The organism is Mesorhizobium sp. M0088, assembly GCF_040322895.1.
In the GTDB taxonomy this organism is placed as follows: Bacteria; Pseudomonadota; Alphaproteobacteria; order Rhizobiales; family Rhizobiaceae; genus Mesorhizobium.
Genome location: NZ_JAMYUI010000010.1, coordinates 21,652 through 38,939, shown reverse-complemented (window position 1 = coordinate 38,939; position 17,288 = coordinate 21,652). Strand labels below are relative to the sequence as shown.

Annotated in this window: 16 protein-coding genes; all 16 read right to left on the bottom strand. The window is 63.8% G+C overall.

Annotation, left to right across the window (positions count from 1 at the left end):
- Positions 1 to 51: 51 nt before the first annotated feature.
- The gene (locus tag NKJ67_RS13810) at positions 52 to 993 is read right to left on the bottom strand and encodes a D-ribose ABC transporter substrate-binding protein (RefSeq protein ID WP_013533072.1); all 942 of its coding nucleotides are present in this window, start codon (positions 991 to 993) and stop codon (positions 52 to 54) included.
- 38 nt (positions 994 to 1,031) lie between these two features.
- Positions 1,032 to 2,162, bottom strand: coding sequence for an ABC transporter permease (locus NKJ67_RS13805; RefSeq protein WP_352581667.1), 1,131 nt, complete (start codon positions 2,160 to 2,162; stop codon positions 1,032 to 1,034).
- 26 nt (positions 2,163 to 2,188) lie between these two features.
- Complete coding sequence (locus NKJ67_RS13800) at positions 2,189 to 3,730, bottom strand: sugar ABC transporter ATP-binding protein (protein ID WP_127318214.1); 1,542 nt, start codon at positions 3,728 to 3,730, stop codon at positions 2,189 to 2,191.
- Entirely contained in the window at positions 3,727 to 4,383 is a 657-nt protein-coding gene (locus tag NKJ67_RS13795; protein WP_127269798.1) for a DUF2291 domain-containing protein, read from the bottom strand. Before NKJ67_RS13795 ends, NKJ67_RS13800 begins: the two co-directional genes overlap by 4 nt.
- A 33-nt stretch (positions 4,384 to 4,416) precedes the next feature.
- On the bottom strand, positions 4,417 to 5,427 hold the full coding sequence (locus NKJ67_RS13790; protein ID WP_128287373.1) for a sugar-binding transcriptional regulator: 1,011 nt from the start codon (positions 5,425 to 5,427) through the stop codon (positions 4,417 to 4,419).
- A 424-nt stretch (positions 5,428 to 5,851) separates the two neighbouring features.
- The gene (locus tag NKJ67_RS13785; RefSeq protein ID WP_502905209.1) at positions 5,852 to 7,564 is read right to left on the bottom strand and encodes a glycerol-3-phosphate dehydrogenase/oxidase; all 1,713 of its coding nucleotides are present in this window, start codon (positions 7,562 to 7,564) and stop codon (positions 5,852 to 5,854) included.
- Positions 7,561 to 8,337: a DeoR/GlpR family DNA-binding transcription regulator gene (locus NKJ67_RS13780; RefSeq protein ID WP_127269804.1), complete on the bottom strand. Its 777-nt coding sequence runs from the start codon at positions 8,335 to 8,337 to the stop codon at positions 7,561 to 7,563. The genes NKJ67_RS13785 and NKJ67_RS13780 overlap by 4 nt, the downstream gene beginning before the upstream one ends.
- A complete protein-coding gene (locus NKJ67_RS13775) occupies positions 8,334 to 9,869 on the bottom strand; it encodes an FGGY-family carbohydrate kinase (RefSeq protein WP_352581666.1) in 1,536 nt (511 codons plus the stop codon). The genes NKJ67_RS13780 and NKJ67_RS13775 overlap by 4 nt, the downstream gene beginning before the upstream one ends.
- A 387-nt stretch (positions 9,870 to 10,256) precedes the next feature.
- Positions 10,257 to 10,805 (bottom strand): flavin reductase family protein, encoded by a 549-nt coding sequence (locus NKJ67_RS13770; protein WP_127319879.1) that lies wholly within the window; start codon positions 10,803 to 10,805, stop codon positions 10,257 to 10,259.
- Between the two features lie 62 nt (positions 10,806 to 10,867).
- The gene (locus NKJ67_RS13765; protein ID WP_352581665.1) at positions 10,868 to 12,088 is read right to left on the bottom strand and encodes an acyl-CoA dehydrogenase family protein; all 1,221 of its coding nucleotides are present in this window, start codon (positions 12,086 to 12,088) and stop codon (positions 10,868 to 10,870) included.
- A 27-nt stretch (positions 12,089 to 12,115) separates the two neighbouring features.
- Positions 12,116 to 12,904 (bottom strand): alpha/beta fold hydrolase, encoded by a 789-nt coding sequence (locus tag NKJ67_RS13760; protein WP_352581664.1) that lies wholly within the window; start codon positions 12,902 to 12,904, stop codon positions 12,116 to 12,118.
- A 27-nt stretch (positions 12,905 to 12,931) separates the two neighbouring features.
- Entirely contained in the window at positions 12,932 to 13,948 is a 1,017-nt protein-coding gene (locus NKJ67_RS13755; protein ID WP_127266425.1) for a zinc-dependent alcohol dehydrogenase, read from the bottom strand.
- 12 nt (positions 13,949 to 13,960) lie between these two features.
- Positions 13,961 to 14,986, bottom strand: a complete 1,026-nt coding sequence (locus NKJ67_RS13750; protein WP_127266426.1) for a branched-chain amino acid ABC transporter permease — start codon at positions 14,984 to 14,986, stop codon at positions 13,961 to 13,963.
- The gene (locus tag NKJ67_RS13745) at positions 14,983 to 15,846 is read right to left on the bottom strand and encodes a branched-chain amino acid ABC transporter permease (RefSeq protein WP_127266427.1); all 864 of its coding nucleotides are present in this window, start codon (positions 15,844 to 15,846) and stop codon (positions 14,983 to 14,985) included. The genes NKJ67_RS13750 and NKJ67_RS13745 overlap by 4 nt, the downstream gene beginning before the upstream one ends.
- Complete coding sequence (locus tag NKJ67_RS13740) at positions 15,833 to 16,561, bottom strand: ABC transporter ATP-binding protein (protein WP_352581663.1); 729 nt, start codon at positions 16,559 to 16,561, stop codon at positions 15,833 to 15,835. The genes NKJ67_RS13745 and NKJ67_RS13740 overlap by 14 nt, the downstream gene beginning before the upstream one ends.
- Positions 16,558 to 17,286 (bottom strand): ABC transporter ATP-binding protein, encoded by a 729-nt coding sequence (locus tag NKJ67_RS13735; protein ID WP_127266429.1) that lies wholly within the window; start codon positions 17,284 to 17,286, stop codon positions 16,558 to 16,560. Before NKJ67_RS13735 ends, NKJ67_RS13740 begins: the two co-directional genes overlap by 4 nt.
- Between the last annotated feature and the right edge of the window lie 2 nt (positions 17,287 to 17,288).

Sequence of the window (17,288 nt, the reverse complement as noted above, 5' to 3'; positions counted from 1 at the left end):
ATTTCGTAGAAGAGGCAGGGAGTGTCCGCAAGGACACCCCCTGTGCAGGTTTCATTCCGACAGGACGAAGGGAGCGGTGTACTTGTCGACATTGTCCTTGGTGATGAGAAGGCAATCGAACAGCTGCTTCTCGGTCGCCGCGCCGGTGGCTCCGGTCTTGATGAACGAGTCCGCCTGCTGCACGGCCTTGGCCGAGAAGATGGCGACCGGCTGAAGCACGGTGTACTGCAGTTCGCCGGACTTGATCGCCGCAACCGCATCCGGGGAGCCGTCGAAGCCGCCGACCTTGATGCCGGCGAGCTTGCCGGCTTCCTTCAGCGCCGCAACCGCGCCAAGCGCCATCTCGTCATTGCCGCTGATCACGGCGATGATGTCGGGATTGGCCTGCAGCATGCTCTGCATCTTGTCGTGGCCCTGGGTACGATCCCAGTTGGCGACCTGCGAAGCAGCCTTTTCGAGATCCGGGTACTGGCTCAGCACAGTCGCGTAACCGTTCGAGCGCGTAGCGGCGTTGTTGTCAGACGGGGCGCCGAGCAGTTCGACATATTTGCCCTTTTCGCCGACGGCCTGCACCCACTGCTGGGCACCGAGAGCAGCGCCTTGCGCGTTGTTGGAAACGAGCTGACCCTTGGCGAGGCCTTCCTGATTGATCTCGGCATTGACGAGGAACACCGGGATGTTGGCTGCAATCGCCTTCTTCACCGCACCGACAGAGCCGTCAGCGTTGGCCGGATCGAGGATGATCGCCACCGACTTGTTGGTGATGGCGGTGTCGATCAAATTGCTTTCGGTATTGGTATCGCCCTTGTGGGCGCCGACATTGGCTGTATAGCCAAGCTTCTCGGCCTCGGCCTTGGCGACGTTGCCCTCAGTCAGCCAGTAGGGGTTGGCCGGATCGTTGACGATGATCGAGATCAGGCCCGCGGCTGACGCGGCGGCCGTGAACCCGACGACCATCGCGGCGGCGAGCAGACTTTTCAGCATGGTTTTCATGTACATTCCTCCAATGATTACGCGGTGTTGCTGCCAGTTCACCTGGCAGTCTTCCCTTGGGCAGGATTGGCCGGTTCGGCCTTCCCCCGTTTCTGAGAAGTCGGTTGGCCACCTGACGCGCTTGGGAGCTTGCTACGGCGGCGATACTGAACGGCATTGAGGAGCACGGCGAGCACGATGACCGCGCCCGTGAACACTGTCTGCCAGTAGGATGAAATGCCGATGATCACCAGACCGTCGGACAGGAAGCCGATGACGAAGGCCCCGAGCAGGGTTCCGCGGATGTTGCCGCGACCGCCGGTCAGTGCCGCGCCGCCGATGACGACGGCCGCGATGGCCGTCAGTTCGTAGGTGGTGCCGGCGGTCGGTCCAGCCGACGTCAGCTGCGAGGACAGGATCAGGCCGGCAATAGCGGCACAGATACCCGACAGCACATAGACGGAAATCTGCACGGTCTTGACCGGAACGCCGGAGAGTTCGGCCGCGCGCTCGTTGCCGCCCGAGGCGTAGAGCCAGCGCCCGAAAGCGGTGCGGTTCAAGACGATGCTGCCGATGAGCGCGATGACCACGAGAACCACGACGCCCGTCGGCACGCCGAACAAGCGGTTGAAGCCAAGCGCATCGAAGCCGGTGTTTCCAAGCTCTGGCTTGCCGCCGAGATTGTTGTAGGTCAGGCCGCTGGTCATCAGCAGCGCCAGGCCGCGCGCCATGTACATGACGCCGAGCGTGGCGACGAACGCCGGAACCTTGAAGCGCGCAATGAGCACGCCGTTGATCAGCCCGACGACCGCGCCCAGCATGCAGGCCAGCACCGCGACCACCCACACCGGCGGATAGAGAACGACGCCCAGCCAGGTCAGCGTCACCCCTTGCATCAGGAATCCGGCAACGACGCCGGCCAAACCCAGCGTCGACCCCACCGACAGATCGATGCCGCCATTGAGGATGACGAGCAGCATGCCGATCGCGAGGATTCCGAAGATGGCGACATGCGAAGCCATGGTCAGGAAGTTCGCCACCGAGAGGTAGTAGGGCGACAGGATCGAGAAGACGACGATGATGACGATCAGGGCAAAGAAGGCGCGGCCCTCGAGCAGCAACTTGGCGAGATCGAAGCCTTCGCTCGCGCTTGGACTGGACTGTTTTCTGGCCTGGCTGACGTCGGTCATGGGTCTGGGCTCCGAAATTCTGATGATCAGGCGACCACGGCTTCGCCGGAGGCGGCCATGATCTGCTCTTTGGTGGCGTTGGCGCCGAATTCAGCTGAAATCCTGCCACGCCGCATGACGACGATGCGGTGGGCAATGCTGAGGCATTCGTTGACCTCAGAGGTCGAGAAGACGACCGCAAGCCCTTGAGCGGCGCGTTCGCTCAACAAGCGGAAGACCTCGGCCTTGGCGCCAACATCGATGCCGCGGCTCGGCTCGTCGAGGAGGATGACCTTGGGGTTGGTCGTCAGCATCTTGCCGATGACGACCTTCTGCTGATTACCGCCAGACAGCGATCCGATCATGGCGTTGCCACCAGCGGTCTTGACGGTCACCTTGCGGATCGAGTCTTCGACCAGCTCTCGCTCCCTGGAACGGGACAGAAACAGTCCCTTGGCGAACGCCTCGATGCTGGCAAGCGAAAGATTGCGGCCGACGGTCATGGTTTGCACCAGCCCGTCGCGCTGGCGGTCCTCGGGGACCAGCACAAGCCCTCTGGAGATGCGCTGGGCAATGCTCAACCCCGAGACGTCCTCGCCTTCCAGCAGCGCGCGGCCGCCCGCCATCGGCACCCGTCCAGCGACGGCCTCCAGCAACTCCGTGCGCCCGGCGCCCATCAGCCCGTAGATGCAGACGATCTCGCCGGCCCTGACGTCCAGCGACAAGTGATCGACGACGGAATAACCTGAGCCCGAAGTGTCAACGACGCTGACATCCTCGATCGAAAGGGCGACCTCACCGAACGCATGGCCGGTCGGCGGCGAGCCGAGATCGAAGTTCTCACCGACCATGTTGCGCACGATCCACTCGAGGTCGATGTCCCTGGCCTCGGCCGTCGCCGTTATGGCGCCGTCGCGCAGGACAACGGCGTAGTCGGTGATCTGCAGCGCCTCTTCGAGGTGATGTGAAATGTAGACGATGGAGACGCCGCGGCTGGTCAGATCGCGGATCACCTTGAACAGCACCTCGACCTCGGTTGCACTGAGCGCGGAGGTCGGCTCGTCCATGATGAGGATGCGTGAATCGACCGACAGCGCCCGCGCGATCTCGACGATCTGCTGTTGACCCAGGCGCAGATCCTCGACGAGAGTCATCGGGTCGATGTCCTCTTCGAGATCGGCCATCAGCGCGCGCGCCTGGCGCGATTCTTCGGCGAAGTCGAGGCCGGTTCTGGTGCGCAGTTCGCGGCCCATGAAGATGTTGTCGCGAACGCTGAGGTTCGGCGCCAGGCTGAGTTCCTGGTGGATGATCGAGATGCCGCGATCGCGCGCGTCCGAGGATGAGGAAAAGCTGACGAGATTGCCGTCGAGCACGATGTCGCCGGATGTCGGCGTGACGACGCCGGACAGGATCTTCATCAGCGTCGACTTGCCGGCGCCGTTCTCGCCGAACAGCGTCGTGACCTTGCCGCGATGGATGTCGAAATTGACGCCCTTGAGCGCATGAACGCCGCCATACGACATGACGATGTTGCGCGCCGAAAGCACGGCGTCGCCGGTCGCGGGTCCGGTGTCTGCAGCCGCGCTCATTTGACCTCCAGCCTCACCGGAGTGACCAGCCAGCTCTTCGGGTTGACCAGCTTGAATGCGCCGACCACCGATACGGTCTTGCCGGTCAAGGTGCTGGTGTCGACCTTGGCCAGGACTTCCTTCTTCATCTCGTTGTTCAGCGCCGAACCGGCGTCCTGGTATTCGATCTGGTTGGTGAACTGGCCGAATGTGATCTTGCCGGTGGCGTCGCGAAGCTCGGTGCCGTTGATCGCCGGTCCCGTTTGCACCCGGATCATCAGCGTGTCCGGCACGCCTTCGACGGCGACCTTGTAGATGCCGGATTTTCCTTCGCCGACGACACCGGTGAACTTGACCGAGATGACCGGTCCGACGCCCGCCGGCACGCCATATTCCTTTTCCGCCGTCGCCCTGTCCTTGGCGATAGCAGCAGCCACCGTCACCGCGTCGGCGGCGCGTGCCTCGACATCGGCCTGCACCTTGGGAAACTCCGACTTGCCGTAGTCAGCGGCGGAAAACACGGCGCTGCGGACATCGCCGGCAGAGCCGATCCTGACCACCTTGGTGTCGAGCGCCATGGCGCCGAGCAGGACGACAACCGCGGCGCCGGCAAGTGCCCGACGCAGGGCGGGCGAAGCCGGCCTGGTCGATGCGGTGGCGGCTTTCGCGCTCATGACGCAACCGCCAGCAAGGCTGATCCGCGCTTGTCACGCATTTGACGATCCTCCGTTCACATGGCGCTTCGCGCCATTGGGTTTGTTCTGTTCGACAAGGGCACGAGCGGTGGACTCGTCGGTGATCAGGCCGCTCAGATAGCGGCTTTCGAGCACCGCTTTGATGGCACGCACTTTGATCTTGCCGCCGGCGACGGCGACGATCCGGCGGCCCTTCAACTGGTCCCGCGGAAGCGCGAGAATTCTGTCCGACAGCGCCGTTTCCACCGGGCGCCCCTTGTCGTCGAAGAAGTGGGCGAGCAGCTCGCCGACGCCGCCATCGCGTTTCACCTCATCGATTTCGGAATGTTCGATCATGCCGGTAGCGACCAACGAAGCTTCCCGCTCGGCGGTCCCTATGCCGACGAACATCAGGTCGGACCGGCTTGCGAGGTCGAAGACATCGCTAATGCCGCGCTGACCAAGCAGCACTTCACGGTCCTCGGCGGTGTTGGCGACGAAAGGCACCGGCATCACATAAGCCTGCGCGCCGGTCCGCTCGGCCAGCCGATGCATGACATCGTGCGGGTTGGCCGCGAATTTGCGCGTCACGCCGCCAAGCAGCGAGACGAAACGGATATGGGCAGCGGCGGTGCGCGTCAGATACTCGACGCTTGCGGCAAGGGTACGGCCATGGCCGACGCCGATCAGCATGTCCTCGCCGCGATCGATCTCCCGCTTCAGAAACTGAGCGCCGGCGATGCCAAGCGCCTTCAGCGGCAGCTCGTCCTGATCGAGATCGGGAACGACCTCGCAGTAATCGAGCCCGTAAGCATTGATCAGCTGCTGCTCGAGGTCGATGCATTCGCCGACATCGCCGTCGATGATCACCCTGACAAGGCCATCCTGGGTGGCCCGGGTGATGAGCCGATGCGCCTTGAGGCTGGTCAGGCCGAGCCGCTTGGCCACCTGGGCCTGCGTCAGACCCCCGGCATAGTGAAGCCAGGCCGCGCGGGTGGCGAGGCTGGACTCATGATCGCGGTTAGCGGCTCCGCCGGATTTCAAGACATCTCCTCCCTGAGATGATATTATTATCTTTGTGTGCAAAAATTTTCACATCCCTGCATCGCTGTCAATCCCTCGCCGGATTTGGCGCATGCACATATGGGGAATTCACAGGTCTCGCCCTTCCCGAAACGCCGGTCTGCCGGCATTTCGGCGGGCAACATCGACCCATTAGGAGGTGAGCATGTTAGTCGATCATACGGCTATGTTAATTTAACGTCAATCTGTGTTATTTCGTGCCTGAGCCAGTAGAATTGCACAGCCATCGGCTATCAAATTTTTTGCTAACTAGCTGTTTCTCCAGAATAATATCTGACATCGGCAAAATCCCAATCCACCTGTGAGTTGAGCGATTGGGGATGCGACGCATCCTTAGGCAAACCGACTGGATTGCCTTGGGGAAAGAGCATCGGCGACGGAATGATCAGCCCAGCCGCATCAGGTTCCGGTCCTCGAGTTCCAGGGCGGCGGCCTCGACTTCCTCTGCGAGGCGCCCGGCGCTCCAGCCCAGCGCCCGTCCGGCAATCGTCGCAATCTCCTGCAGATCCCGGCCCGTCAGTGACCCTGATATCGCCAGGGTGCTGCGGCGCATGACGATATCGGCCAGATGTTCGACGAACTCGGTGCGGACGATGTAGTCAATTTCCGATCGGCTGTAGCTTTCTGAATCCGGCAGTCGGCCCTCATCATCCGGCTCATGTGTGGCGATCTGCGTGGCTCTGGTGCCATATCGCGACAGCAGCGCCTCGAGACGCCGTTCTCCAGCGCCCGTCTCCGAGTGAGCCAGAGCCAGCCAACTTGCTCGCGATGCAGCATCAGCCGGGAAATCCCTGCCGCCGCCGATCGGCATGGTCTGCGTCGTCACCTTGCGGCTGCGCTGCAGGCGGCCGAGCACGGTGTCGGCGACTTCCTCGGCGAAGCCGCGAAAGGTCGTCCACTTGCCGCCGATCAGCGAGATGACTGCGAAAGGTCTGTTCCGATCCGGCTCGGCGACGGGCGCCGAGTGGTCACGGCTGATCAAGCCGGGCACCGATGCATCCGAGGCCGGCAGCGGCCGGATGCCGCTATAGGCATAGACGATCTGGTCGCGCTCGAACGCCATCCCCGGCAGCAGCGTCCGTACGCTGTCGAGCAGGTACTCGACTTCGTCAGGTTCGCAGCGCACCGCGTCGGGGTTGTCGGCCTTGATGTCGGTGGAGCCGACCAGCGCTAGGCCGAGATAGTCGTAGACAAGGCAGATGCGGCCGTCATCGGCCTCGAAATAGAGCATGCGTCCGGCCAGGCTTTTGACCATCTCGTCGTGCTTCAACAGGATGTGCGAGCCCTTGGTGCCGCCGATCATCTTCGACGGCGCGCCTAGCGAATCGTTGACATCGTCGATCCATGGACCGGCGGCATTGACCACCAGCTTCGGCCGCACCGAAAAGGCCGCGCCGTTTTCCGGCTGGAAGGTCAGCACGCCATCGGCGGACTTCGCCAGCGCCGTGTAGTTCGCGCTGGCCGAGGCCGCGTTTGCCTGCAGCCCATCGAGGATCAGTTCGAGCACGAGCCTCTCGGGGTGGCTTATCTTGGCGTCGTAATAGGTGCCGGTGGCGACGATCGAGGGGGCGAGCGCCGGCATCTCACTGAGCGCCTGGCGCCGCCCGACCATGCGGTGACGCGGCATGACCTGGTTTCGCGAGCCATAGAAATCATAGATCATCAGGCCGATCTTGATCAGGACGGCGCCACGGCTGCGCGGCGCGCTGGTCGAGCCGAACAGCGTCCGCAGCGCCGCCAGCATGCCCTTGCTCCAGGAGAAGATCGGGATGACCGTTGGCAGCGGGCTGACATAGTGCGGCGCGTTCTTCAAAAGCAAATTGCGTTCGAGCGTCGACTGCGCCACCAGCCTGAACTCGCCGGTTTCGAGATATTTCAGACCGCCATGAATGAGCCGCGATGGCGCAGCACTCGTGCCGGAGCCGAAATCCGCCTTGTCGACGATCAGGCAGCTGACGCCTTGCGCGCACAGATCGCGAAACAGCCCTGCCCCGTTGATGCCGGCGCCAAGAATGACGACGTCGGCCTCCCCGGCTCCGGCCATGGCGGCCAGACGCCCGGCTGGATTTTCCGTACGTATCGCTTCGCTCGAGCTCATGGCGCTTTCGTCTTGACGATGCGCAGCTTCACGCCGGCCCGTTCGAGGGCTTGCGCCCGCGCATCGCCCAGGCCTTCGGTCGCCAGCACGACATCGAAGCTGGTCAGATCATCGAAGACATGCAGCGCGATCCTGTCGAACTTGGCATGGTCGATCAGAAGGATACGCTTGACCGATGCGGCCATCATCGCCTGCTTGACCCGCACGACATTGGGATCCTGGATGAAGGCGGTGGTTCCGGTGATGGCCGAAGCCGAACAGATCAGCACATTGGCGCGAAGCTGTGCCACCGCGTTCTCGCAGACGATGCCGATATAGGCGTTGTAGGTGTTGTGGTACTGGCCGCCGAGACAGATGAAGTCGAGTTCGTCGACATGGGTCAGCAGTGCAGCCGTCGCCACTGAGTTGGTGATGACGGTCAGCGGCTTGACGTCGAGCAGGAGCGTAGCGACCGCATTTGCCGTTGACGAATCGTCCAGCATCACCACCTGGCCAGCTTCGATATAATCGAGTGCTGTCCGCGCCAGAGCATCCTTTTCGGCCCGGTTGACCGTCACCCGGTAGCGGAAGGCGCTTTCGTAGAGACCGGAAGGCTGAACCGTGACCGCACCGTGCAGCTTGCGCAACACGCCCTGCTGCGCCAGCCGGTCGATGTGCCGGTGGATGGTCATGCGCGACACGCCGAAATGCTCGACCAGATCGTCGATGCGTACCTGGCCGAGCTTGATCACATAATCGGCGATCTCTTCGCGTCGTTCGTCGGCCTTGATCATGCGCTTCCCCCGGTGTCTGGCCGCGCCAGTTTCTCGATGTCAGGCCAATGCGGTTCGAGCGCACCGGCTATGCGGCCATAGAGGGAAAAGCGCTCGTTGAACACAGCACTCGAGGCCGGCACTGGCTCGTATTGGCGCGCGGTCATGCCGACTTGCCTGGCGCCTTCTTGCGGCGTCGCGAAGATGCCAACCGCCGCACCCGCGCAAAGCGCAGCGCCAAACGCCGCGGCCTCGTCGGTCGAGGTAACGATGACCGGGGCGTTCAACACATCGGCAAACATCTGGACGAAGGCCGGATTGCGCGAGCCGCCGCCGGTCAGGCGGATTTCGCTGATGGCAAAGCCGTCGCGCAAGGCTTCGACATGGGTACGATGATTGAAAGCAATGCCCTCCAGAACCGCCTTGAGCATATCGCCACGATTGTGCCAGCCATGAAGGCCGACAAAGCTGCCGCTGGCGACATCGCCAAAGGGGGAGCCGAACAGATAGGGATGAAACAGGATGGTCGACCGCTTTTTAAGCGCCTCGTCGATCTCTGTTGCCAAAACCTCGTGGATCGAGCCACCACCGACCGATGCCCTCTCCTGTTCCGAGCGGCAGAACGTGTCGAGAAACCAATCGTAGTTCGCGGTCGAGGCCGGCGAGATCGCCATGTTGTTCCAGCGGCCGGCGTCGATGGCGTTGCGACAGAGCCAACGCGGGTCGACGCGCGGTTGCGAAGAGACCACTTCGTTGATGGAATAGGTCCCGGCGACAATGGCAAGCACATCCTCCTCATGGCCGCCCATGCCAAGTGCGGAGGCAGTTACGTCATGCAGGCCGCTCGCCACCGGTGTCCCCTTGGCAAGGCCGGTCATATCGGCGGCCTCGGCGGTAACGTGGCCGGCGATCTCGGCCGAATGCGCCATCGGCGGCAGCGCGTCGAAAAGATCGTCCAGTTCGAAGATGCGCATCGCTTCCAGCGCGTAATCCTGCGTGCGGAAATCCGTGAATGAGGTGCTGGCCTCGGTACGGTCGGTGCCGATCGTGCCGGTCAGGCAAAAGCGCAGCCAATCCTTGCAGGCCAGTATATGCCCGATGCGCCCATAGCGGTCGGGTTCGTTCTTCCTGATCCAGGCCAGCAGCGCCGACGGCGCAGACACGTGCGGCGCCTGGCCCGTGCGCGCCAAGGCGTCTTCGAAGACCCTATCCGCCGACCATCGTTCGACAATCTCGCCGGCGCGGCTGTCGAGCGACAGGATTCCGGGGCCTAGCGGCCGACGATCCTTGTCGAGCAGATAAAGACCGTCGCCATGCGCGGTCGCCGCCACCGCCCTGATGTCGCCTGCCGGGCGGCCGGACAGCGCGATCGCCTCCTTGATCGCGTCGGCGGTCGCTTGCCAGAGGCCAGCCATGTCGCGCTCCACCCAGCGCGCATGGGGCATCGACTGCGGGACGCGCCGGCGCGCCACCGACAACTGCGTGCCATCAGCATCGAAGATCACCGCCTTGGTGACCGTGAGACCGTTATCGATTCCGAGCAGACTGGGCATGGGCGCCGCCGCTTTCAGCAACTGGTGAAGGGCGCTGCAAGGCAACCCTGCAGGTTGGGATAAGGATGACAGACATGACGACGATCAACGAGCAACGGTGATACAAAAGCGACGCATCCGACGCGGTAAAAAGACCATACTAGCATGTTAAGTTAACGTCAATACGTGAGATATTTTGCGGATATGTCTGACTTTATCTGCGACGAAAATTGCCATCCCCTCGTACCGCATCCGATGCGGACGAAGTTCCGGCTAGTGCCCAACTGGCCGGATAGCCTTCAACCCCGCGCTGGGAGCCAGAGAGCACGGTAGATTGACGAACGCGCTTCGACTGGCTTTGCGAGTTCCTGCGCAACGACCTGATAACCCGCGCCGCTTCGGCGCCGTTCAAAGAAAACGCGACGACTCAAGAAGCTCAGCCACCCCGTCCAGTTCCTTGTGCAGGCGATGCCAGCGACGGTCGAGATAAACCAGCGAATGCGCCTCCGGAGGGACCTCGTCCGGCAGCACCTCGCCGTCAAGGAGTTCGGCCGCGACAAGCGTCGCGCCCTCGATCGGCAGAACGCCGAGCCGACGGGCGCGGAACCAGGTCGAAACGCCGGTATAGCGCGGTTCGCCGGTGGGCAGCCGCGCCCAGGCGCCTCCCGGAGGGAAGCGTTCCGCGCCGCTCGACGCGCAGAGCTGCGCTAGGTCGATATCAGTGAAGCGCAGCAGGTGGATCACCATGGTCTCGGCCCGCAGCAAGGGCTCGGACGAAGTCGATTTCATCGAGAGCGAGAAGGCGACGACCGGCGGCGCGGCACTTACCGAGATCAGCGAGGATACGGTCATCGCCACCGGTCTGTCGCCGGGATCGGCCGTGATCACGGCAACACCGGCCGGATGGTGGCGAAAGGCTTCGCGGAAGGCGTTGGTCATTGGATGCGGGAAGCTCATCGACGTCTCTCTTCTGCAGCGTGCATAAGGGCCGGACGGCGTCCGCCGTCCGGCCCTTGCGACTACTTCTTCTCGATCAGGTCGTAGAACTGCCAGGTGCGATCGCTCCACAGCCCGCCGATGTCGCGACCAGCCGAGGTGACGATCGACGGCGCGATCGTGAAATGATTGGCAGCCACCATCATCTCGCGGAAGGTGCGCTGGATCACGCCGGCGCGCAGCGACGCGCCGCCGCCCGCGCGGTAGGCGAAGTTGCAGATATCGACGCCAACCTCGTGAATCTCGGATTTGGCCAGATGGACAAGGCTGATCTGCCGCGTCGATACGCTGTTGCCGGCTTCGACCGTCGCCTCGATGTCGCGCCAGGTTTCGAAGACAAAGGCGCGGGCAGCGCGATAGCGGGCTTCGGCGCGGCCATAATCGTGCCAGAACTTCTCGCTCTCGCCGATCAGGCCGGCGCGACCCGATTTGCTGCGGGCGAACTTGGCGATCTCGTCCAGCATCCGCCGCCCAGTACCGAGAGCCCAACCGGTATGCCCGATTGCGGCGAGGCCGACGACACCGAGACTGAAGAACTCCTTTTGGCGCAGCGGCGGTGCGGTCAGGATCGGGAAGACGAGATCGTCGGCGATGAAGACATCCTCGGCCGCATAGTCGATGCTGCCGGTGCCGCCGAGGCCCAGAACGTCCCAATTGCCGAGCTGCTTGTGCTGCGAGATCGGCGCATGGGCGCACATGATAATCACATTGCCCTTGTCGTCCTTCGCGGGCTTGCCGGTGCCGTCATCGACGAAGGCGGCACTGTGGCTATAGGTGGCGTGGCTGAACCCGCTGCCATAGCTCCACTTGCCGTTCAGCCGGTAGCCGCCGTCGACCTTCTTCAGCATGCCAAGCGGCGCGCCCTGCCCCGAGAAACGGTTGTCGGTGCCCGGCGCGAAAAGCCGCTCGACCGCGCTGTCCGGCAGAAAGGCCGCCGACATCGCACCGATGCAGCAATGCACCATGGAAACCCAGCCAGCCGCTCCCGAATACCAGGTGATCGTCTCCAGCAGTTCGAGACCATGGGTGGGTCGCAACTGCGCGCCGCCGAGGCTCTCCGCGGCGAAGATATGCGACATGCGCAACGGCTTCAGCAGCTCGAACGTGGCCGAAGTCAGTTCGCCGCTCTCCTCGTCGGCGATGGCGTTGGCTTCCAGGGCCGGCCCGATCTCCGCGATCTTCGTCAGCAGGTCGCGATAGTCGGTGGTCGTCCCCCACGAGCCATGCTTGATGGGTTTGTTCATTGTCTTCTCCTCCTTTTTCAAATGCGGTCAGCCGGCGAGGAAGTCGCCGATCTTCCTGAGCGTTTCGGATTTTTCCTGCATGACGAAATGACCGGCATCCTCGACCAGGATCAGCCGTGCATCGGGCAGCGCCTCGACGAAGAGCGGCGCCTGGCTCGCCGGCAGCAGACGGTCCTTGGTGCCCCAGACGACCAGCGTCGGGTTGGTGATGCGCGCCAGGAAGCGCCGCAGGTTCGGATGGCCCATGCCGAATGGCATCAGTAGCCGGCCGAGCGTCTCGCCTTCGCGGGCGCGATCGGCGCCGAAAGCCTCCGCAAAGGAGGGGTTGGAACCATCCGGGAAATAGCGCAGCGCCACCGAGACGTCGTGCGCCAGATAGGCCGGCAGCTCCTGCGGCGCGACCGCGCCCAGATCGGTGGCCGGATGCGCGGGGTCGTTGAGCCCTGCCGGCGCGATCAGCACCACCTTGTCGAAACGCTCCCGCGCAAGGCCGGCGAGCTCGGTCGCCATCCAGCCGCCCATGGAAAAGCCGATGAGATGAGGCTTCTCCGGCAGGTTCAGAACATCGAGCAGGTTCAGGTAGTGCAGAACCATGTCGGACATCGCAGCGACATGCGGCGCCGGGCCAGAAAAGCCGAAGCCCGGATGGCTCGGGCAGAGCACGCGGAAGCGGTCGGCGAGGCCCTCCGCGAAGTCGAAGCCTTCAAGCGTCGAGGCGCCGTGCAGGAACAGCACGGGCTTGCCTCTACCGATGGCCTTCACCACCGTTTCCGTGCCGCCGATATCGTATTCGAGGGTTTCGAATTGAACGGCCATTTTCACTCTCCTCAAACAGGTGCGGCCTCAAACAAGGTCCGGCTGGATCAGCACTTTGCATTGCGTGGTGCGGCGGCGAAGGCTCTCGAATATCTGCGGAACTGGCGAGAGGTCGATCCGGTCGGTGACCAGAGCTTGCGGTGCGAAAGGTCCGCCGCGCAGCGCATCGAGGGCGACGCCGAATTCGTTGTGCTGATGGAAGAAGACCGAGAACAGCAGGTTCACTTCCTTGGTCAGCGCAATGAACGGATCCCATTCGTCGCCGCCGATACACAAGCCGACGCCAACCACCGTGCCCTGCAGCCGCACCGCTTCGACCGCCGCGCCGATGAGGCCGCGCTTGCCGACGCATTCGAAGACAATGTCTGGCGCTCCGCCACAGAGATCGGCGAGGTTTTCGGTCAGCTTTTCGCCCGAAAGCGCGAAGCCGGTCGCGCCGAGAGCAAGCGCACGCTCGCGCTGATGGCCGTGGATGTCGGCCACCACGACACGCGACGCCCCCATCCGCCGCGCCCAGAAGGCGACGAGCAGTCCGATCGGCCCAGCGCCCAGGATGGCGACCCGATCCCCCGGCTTCATGCCCGAGCGGACGATGCAATGCAGAGCGACCGACAGTGGCTCGGCCAACGCACCATCCTCGAGCGCCACATCGCCGGGCAGGATATGACACTGGCGTGCGGCCACGGTCGCGTATTGCGCATAGCCGCCGCCGATCAGCTCCATCTCGCGACAGCGCGCCGGATCGCCGCGCTCGCAGGCTTCGCAGTGTCCGCAACCGCGCATAGGCGCGACGGCGACACGGTCACCGATCCGAAGGCCTGTTGCCTCCGATCCGACCGCGACGATGTCCCCAGAGAATTCATGGCCGAGCACGAAGCCTGCCTCGATGCCGAAAGGCACGGGGTCCTCGGTGATATGCAGATCGCTGCCGCAGATGCCGCAGGCGGCGACACGCAAGACGACCTCGCCCGGTGCCGGCGTCGGGTCCGGCACCGTGCCGATCCGCAGCGGGACGCCGACCCTATCGAAGATGGCGGCTTTCATGAATCCTCCTCGTCAGCGGTTCGGGTCGACGAGCTTGCGTCGGATCGGGAACCATGGTGCATCCCACCGTTTCGAGATCAGGCCCCAGATGCCCGTCCGGGCGTAGAGCGCGACCAGAAGCGTCATCAGGCCGAGGACAACGAAATAAGTCGCGCCGTATTCGCCGAACCAGCGGTCCGCGATGAAGAAAATCAGGGATCCGATCAGAACGCCCTCGATGGAGCCGATTCCGCCGACCATGACGATGAAGATCGCGACGTTGGCCCACATCGGATCGAAGGCCGAACCCGGGGTGATGCGGAGCTGCGCCATGAAATAGATCGCCCCGGCAAGACCGCAGCCGACCGCCGACGCGACGTAGATCAGGAAGCGCAGCTTGACGACATTCACGCCCTGGCTTGCGGCCGCGACCGGATTGTCGCGCATGGCGATCAGCGCAAGGCCGAAGCGCGAGCGAAGCAGCCAGTAGCTGCCGCCCAGCGTGACGAGCAGCATCCCCGCGCAGAGCAGCGACATGGCGACATTCCGCTCGAAGGCCGAATAGTCCTTCATCACGCGAAGCGACATGCCCGCGCCGGAATTGACGAGCGGCAGGTTCGAGGCGGTCAGCCGGAAGACCTCGGCCACCACCCATGTGCCGATCGAAAAATAGGGGCCATCCAGGCGATGCAGCAGCAGGTAGATCGGCACGGCCAGCGCGGCCGGCACCAGCAGCGAAAGGAAGACCGCCACAAACGGATTGATGCCGTAAGTCTGGGCCAACACGAAGAGCGCATAGCCGGCCGCTCCCATGAAGGCATGCTGACCCACCGAGACGAGGCCGGCATAGCCGGCGAGCAGGTTCCACATCTGAGCGACGGCGATGTAGCAGCACAGCACCAGAATCGACCGGATCGTGCCGGTCGAGGCCCACCATGGCATGGCGGCGACACCGATCAGCGCCAGCACAGCCAGCGTCATCGCGATGCGACCGGACCGGGTCTGGCGCTGGACCAGGACCTCAGGCACCTCGGTTGCCACATAGGGGATCGCACTCATGACAATGCCTTTCCGAACAGGCCCTGCGGGCGGGTCGCCAGCACGATCAGGAAGACGATATGTCCGGCGAGCACGCCGAAGCCCGGATCAATGCGGAAGCCGATGGCCTGCGAGATGCCGAGGACCATCGAGCCGGCGAAGGCGCCCCATACCGTCCCCATGCCGCCGATGATCACCGCTTCGAAGGCGTAGATCAGCTGTGCAGGTCCGTCGGCCGGCGCGACGGTCGACCGCAACGCCTGGAAGACGGCTGCAAAGCCGAGGATGCCGACCGCTGCCGCTGTCGCCATCGCATAGACGGCGCGCGGATTGATGCCGGTCATCGCCGCTGCCTCGACATCGGCCGACGCGGCGCGGAGCGCCCGGCCGAAGCGCGTGCGCTTCAGAGTCAGGTCGAGGCCTCCTGTCAACCCCGTGGCGACGGCCAGCACGATCAGCGGCAGGAGGCCGACATAGATACCGCCGATCTCGATGGATTGACTCTCTATTCCATGGCCGGGCAACGATCGGCTGTTCGCGGACCATATCTGGAGCATCAGGTTCTGCAGCGCGATCGACAGTCCGAAGGTGGCGATCAGCGAGGGCAGCGGATCGCTGCCCACCACGCGGTTCAGCACGGCCTTCTGCAGCACCCAGCCCATCAGCACCGCGAGCGGCACCAGTAAGATCAGCACAGGCAGCGGTCCCAGACCCCAGGCCGTGGCTATCGAAATGCCTATCAGCGACAAAAGGATCACCAGATCGCCATGGCTGATGTTGACGATCCGCATGACGCCGAACATCAGCGCCATGCCGAGCGCATACTGGGCATACATGCCGCCCAGCAGGACTCCCTGCACCAAGGCGTCAAACCACTCCATGGCCTGCTCCAAAATAGGCTTTGCCGATCTGCTCACGCGTGATCTCGGCGGACCTGCCGGTCAGGGTCACGCGCCCCTCCAGCATGCAGTAGAGGCGGTCCGTGGCGGTTCGGGCGAGGCCGACATCCTGTTCGACCACGATCATCGCCGTTCCGGTGGCGCGGATTTCGGGCAAGGCGGCATAGATCTCGCGGATCACCTTCGGCGCAAGACCAAGGCTGCTCTCGTCGCAGAGCAGCACGCGAGGCTGGCAGAGCAGTGCGCGGCCGATCGCCACCATCTGTTGCTGCCCGCCCGAGAGGCTCTGGACCTGCGTGCGGGCCTTCTCCTTTAGGATCGGGAACAGCAGGTGCAACCGCGGCAGCGTCCATCCGCCCTTGGCGCCCATGCGCGCGGCCTGGTCGATGGCGACGCGCAGATTGTCCTCGACCGACATGCCGGTGAAGAGCCGACGGCCCTCCGGCACGATGGCGACACCCTTCTGCACCATGCGGTCGGTGGTGGTGCCGCCAACGGCCTCGCCGTGCAGCAGCACCATCTCGCGCGCAACCGGGAGCAAGCCCATGATCGAACGCAGGAGTGTGGATTTTCCTGCCCCGTTAGCGCCGATCAAGGCCACGGCCTCACCCTGGTGCAGCTCGATGTCGACGCCGTAGAGCGCCTGGAAATCGCCATAGCGGGCCAACAGCCCGTGGGTGGAAAGAACGGCCGTCATGCCTCGATCCCCATGTAGACGCGCTGGACCTCGGGCAGCGCAATCACTTCGGCTGGCACGCCTTCAGCGATCTTCTCGCCGAAGTTCAGCACCAACAGCCGGTCGGCCACCGCCAGCAGCGCGTGCAGCACATGCTCGATCCACACAATGGTGATGCCGCGGTCGCGTATGCGGCGCACCAGCGCCACCAGCGCCTTCGATTCATCGTCGGTCAGCCCGCCCGCGATCTCGTCCAACAGCAGCAGCTTCGGATCCGACGCCAGCGCGCGCGCCAGCTCCAGCCGCTTGCGATCGAGCAGAGTGAGCGCGCCGGCCGAGACATTGGCCTTGTCGGAGAGCTCGCAATCGCGCAGGACCTGGGCGCAGAAAGCATAGCTCTGCTTCTCGGACCGGCCGCCCCCGAAAGCGGCGGCGACCAGCAGGTTTTCGAAGGTGGTCATGCCGGAATAGGGACGCGGGATCTGATAGGTCCGCCCGATCCCCATCTGGCAGCGCCGGAAGGGCGGCTCGCCGCGAAGCGCGGTGTCGCCGAGCTGGATCTCGCCGCCGGACGTCTTCAAATCGCCGCTGATCATGTTGAACAGCGTCGTTTTGCCCGCCCCATTCGGGCCGAGGATGCCCAGCACCTCGCCCCGATGCACGTCGAAGCTCACCTCATGCAGGACGCGGACAGCGCCGAAGGACTTCGACACGCCGTGCGCTTTCAGCAGGATTTCCCTACCCATAA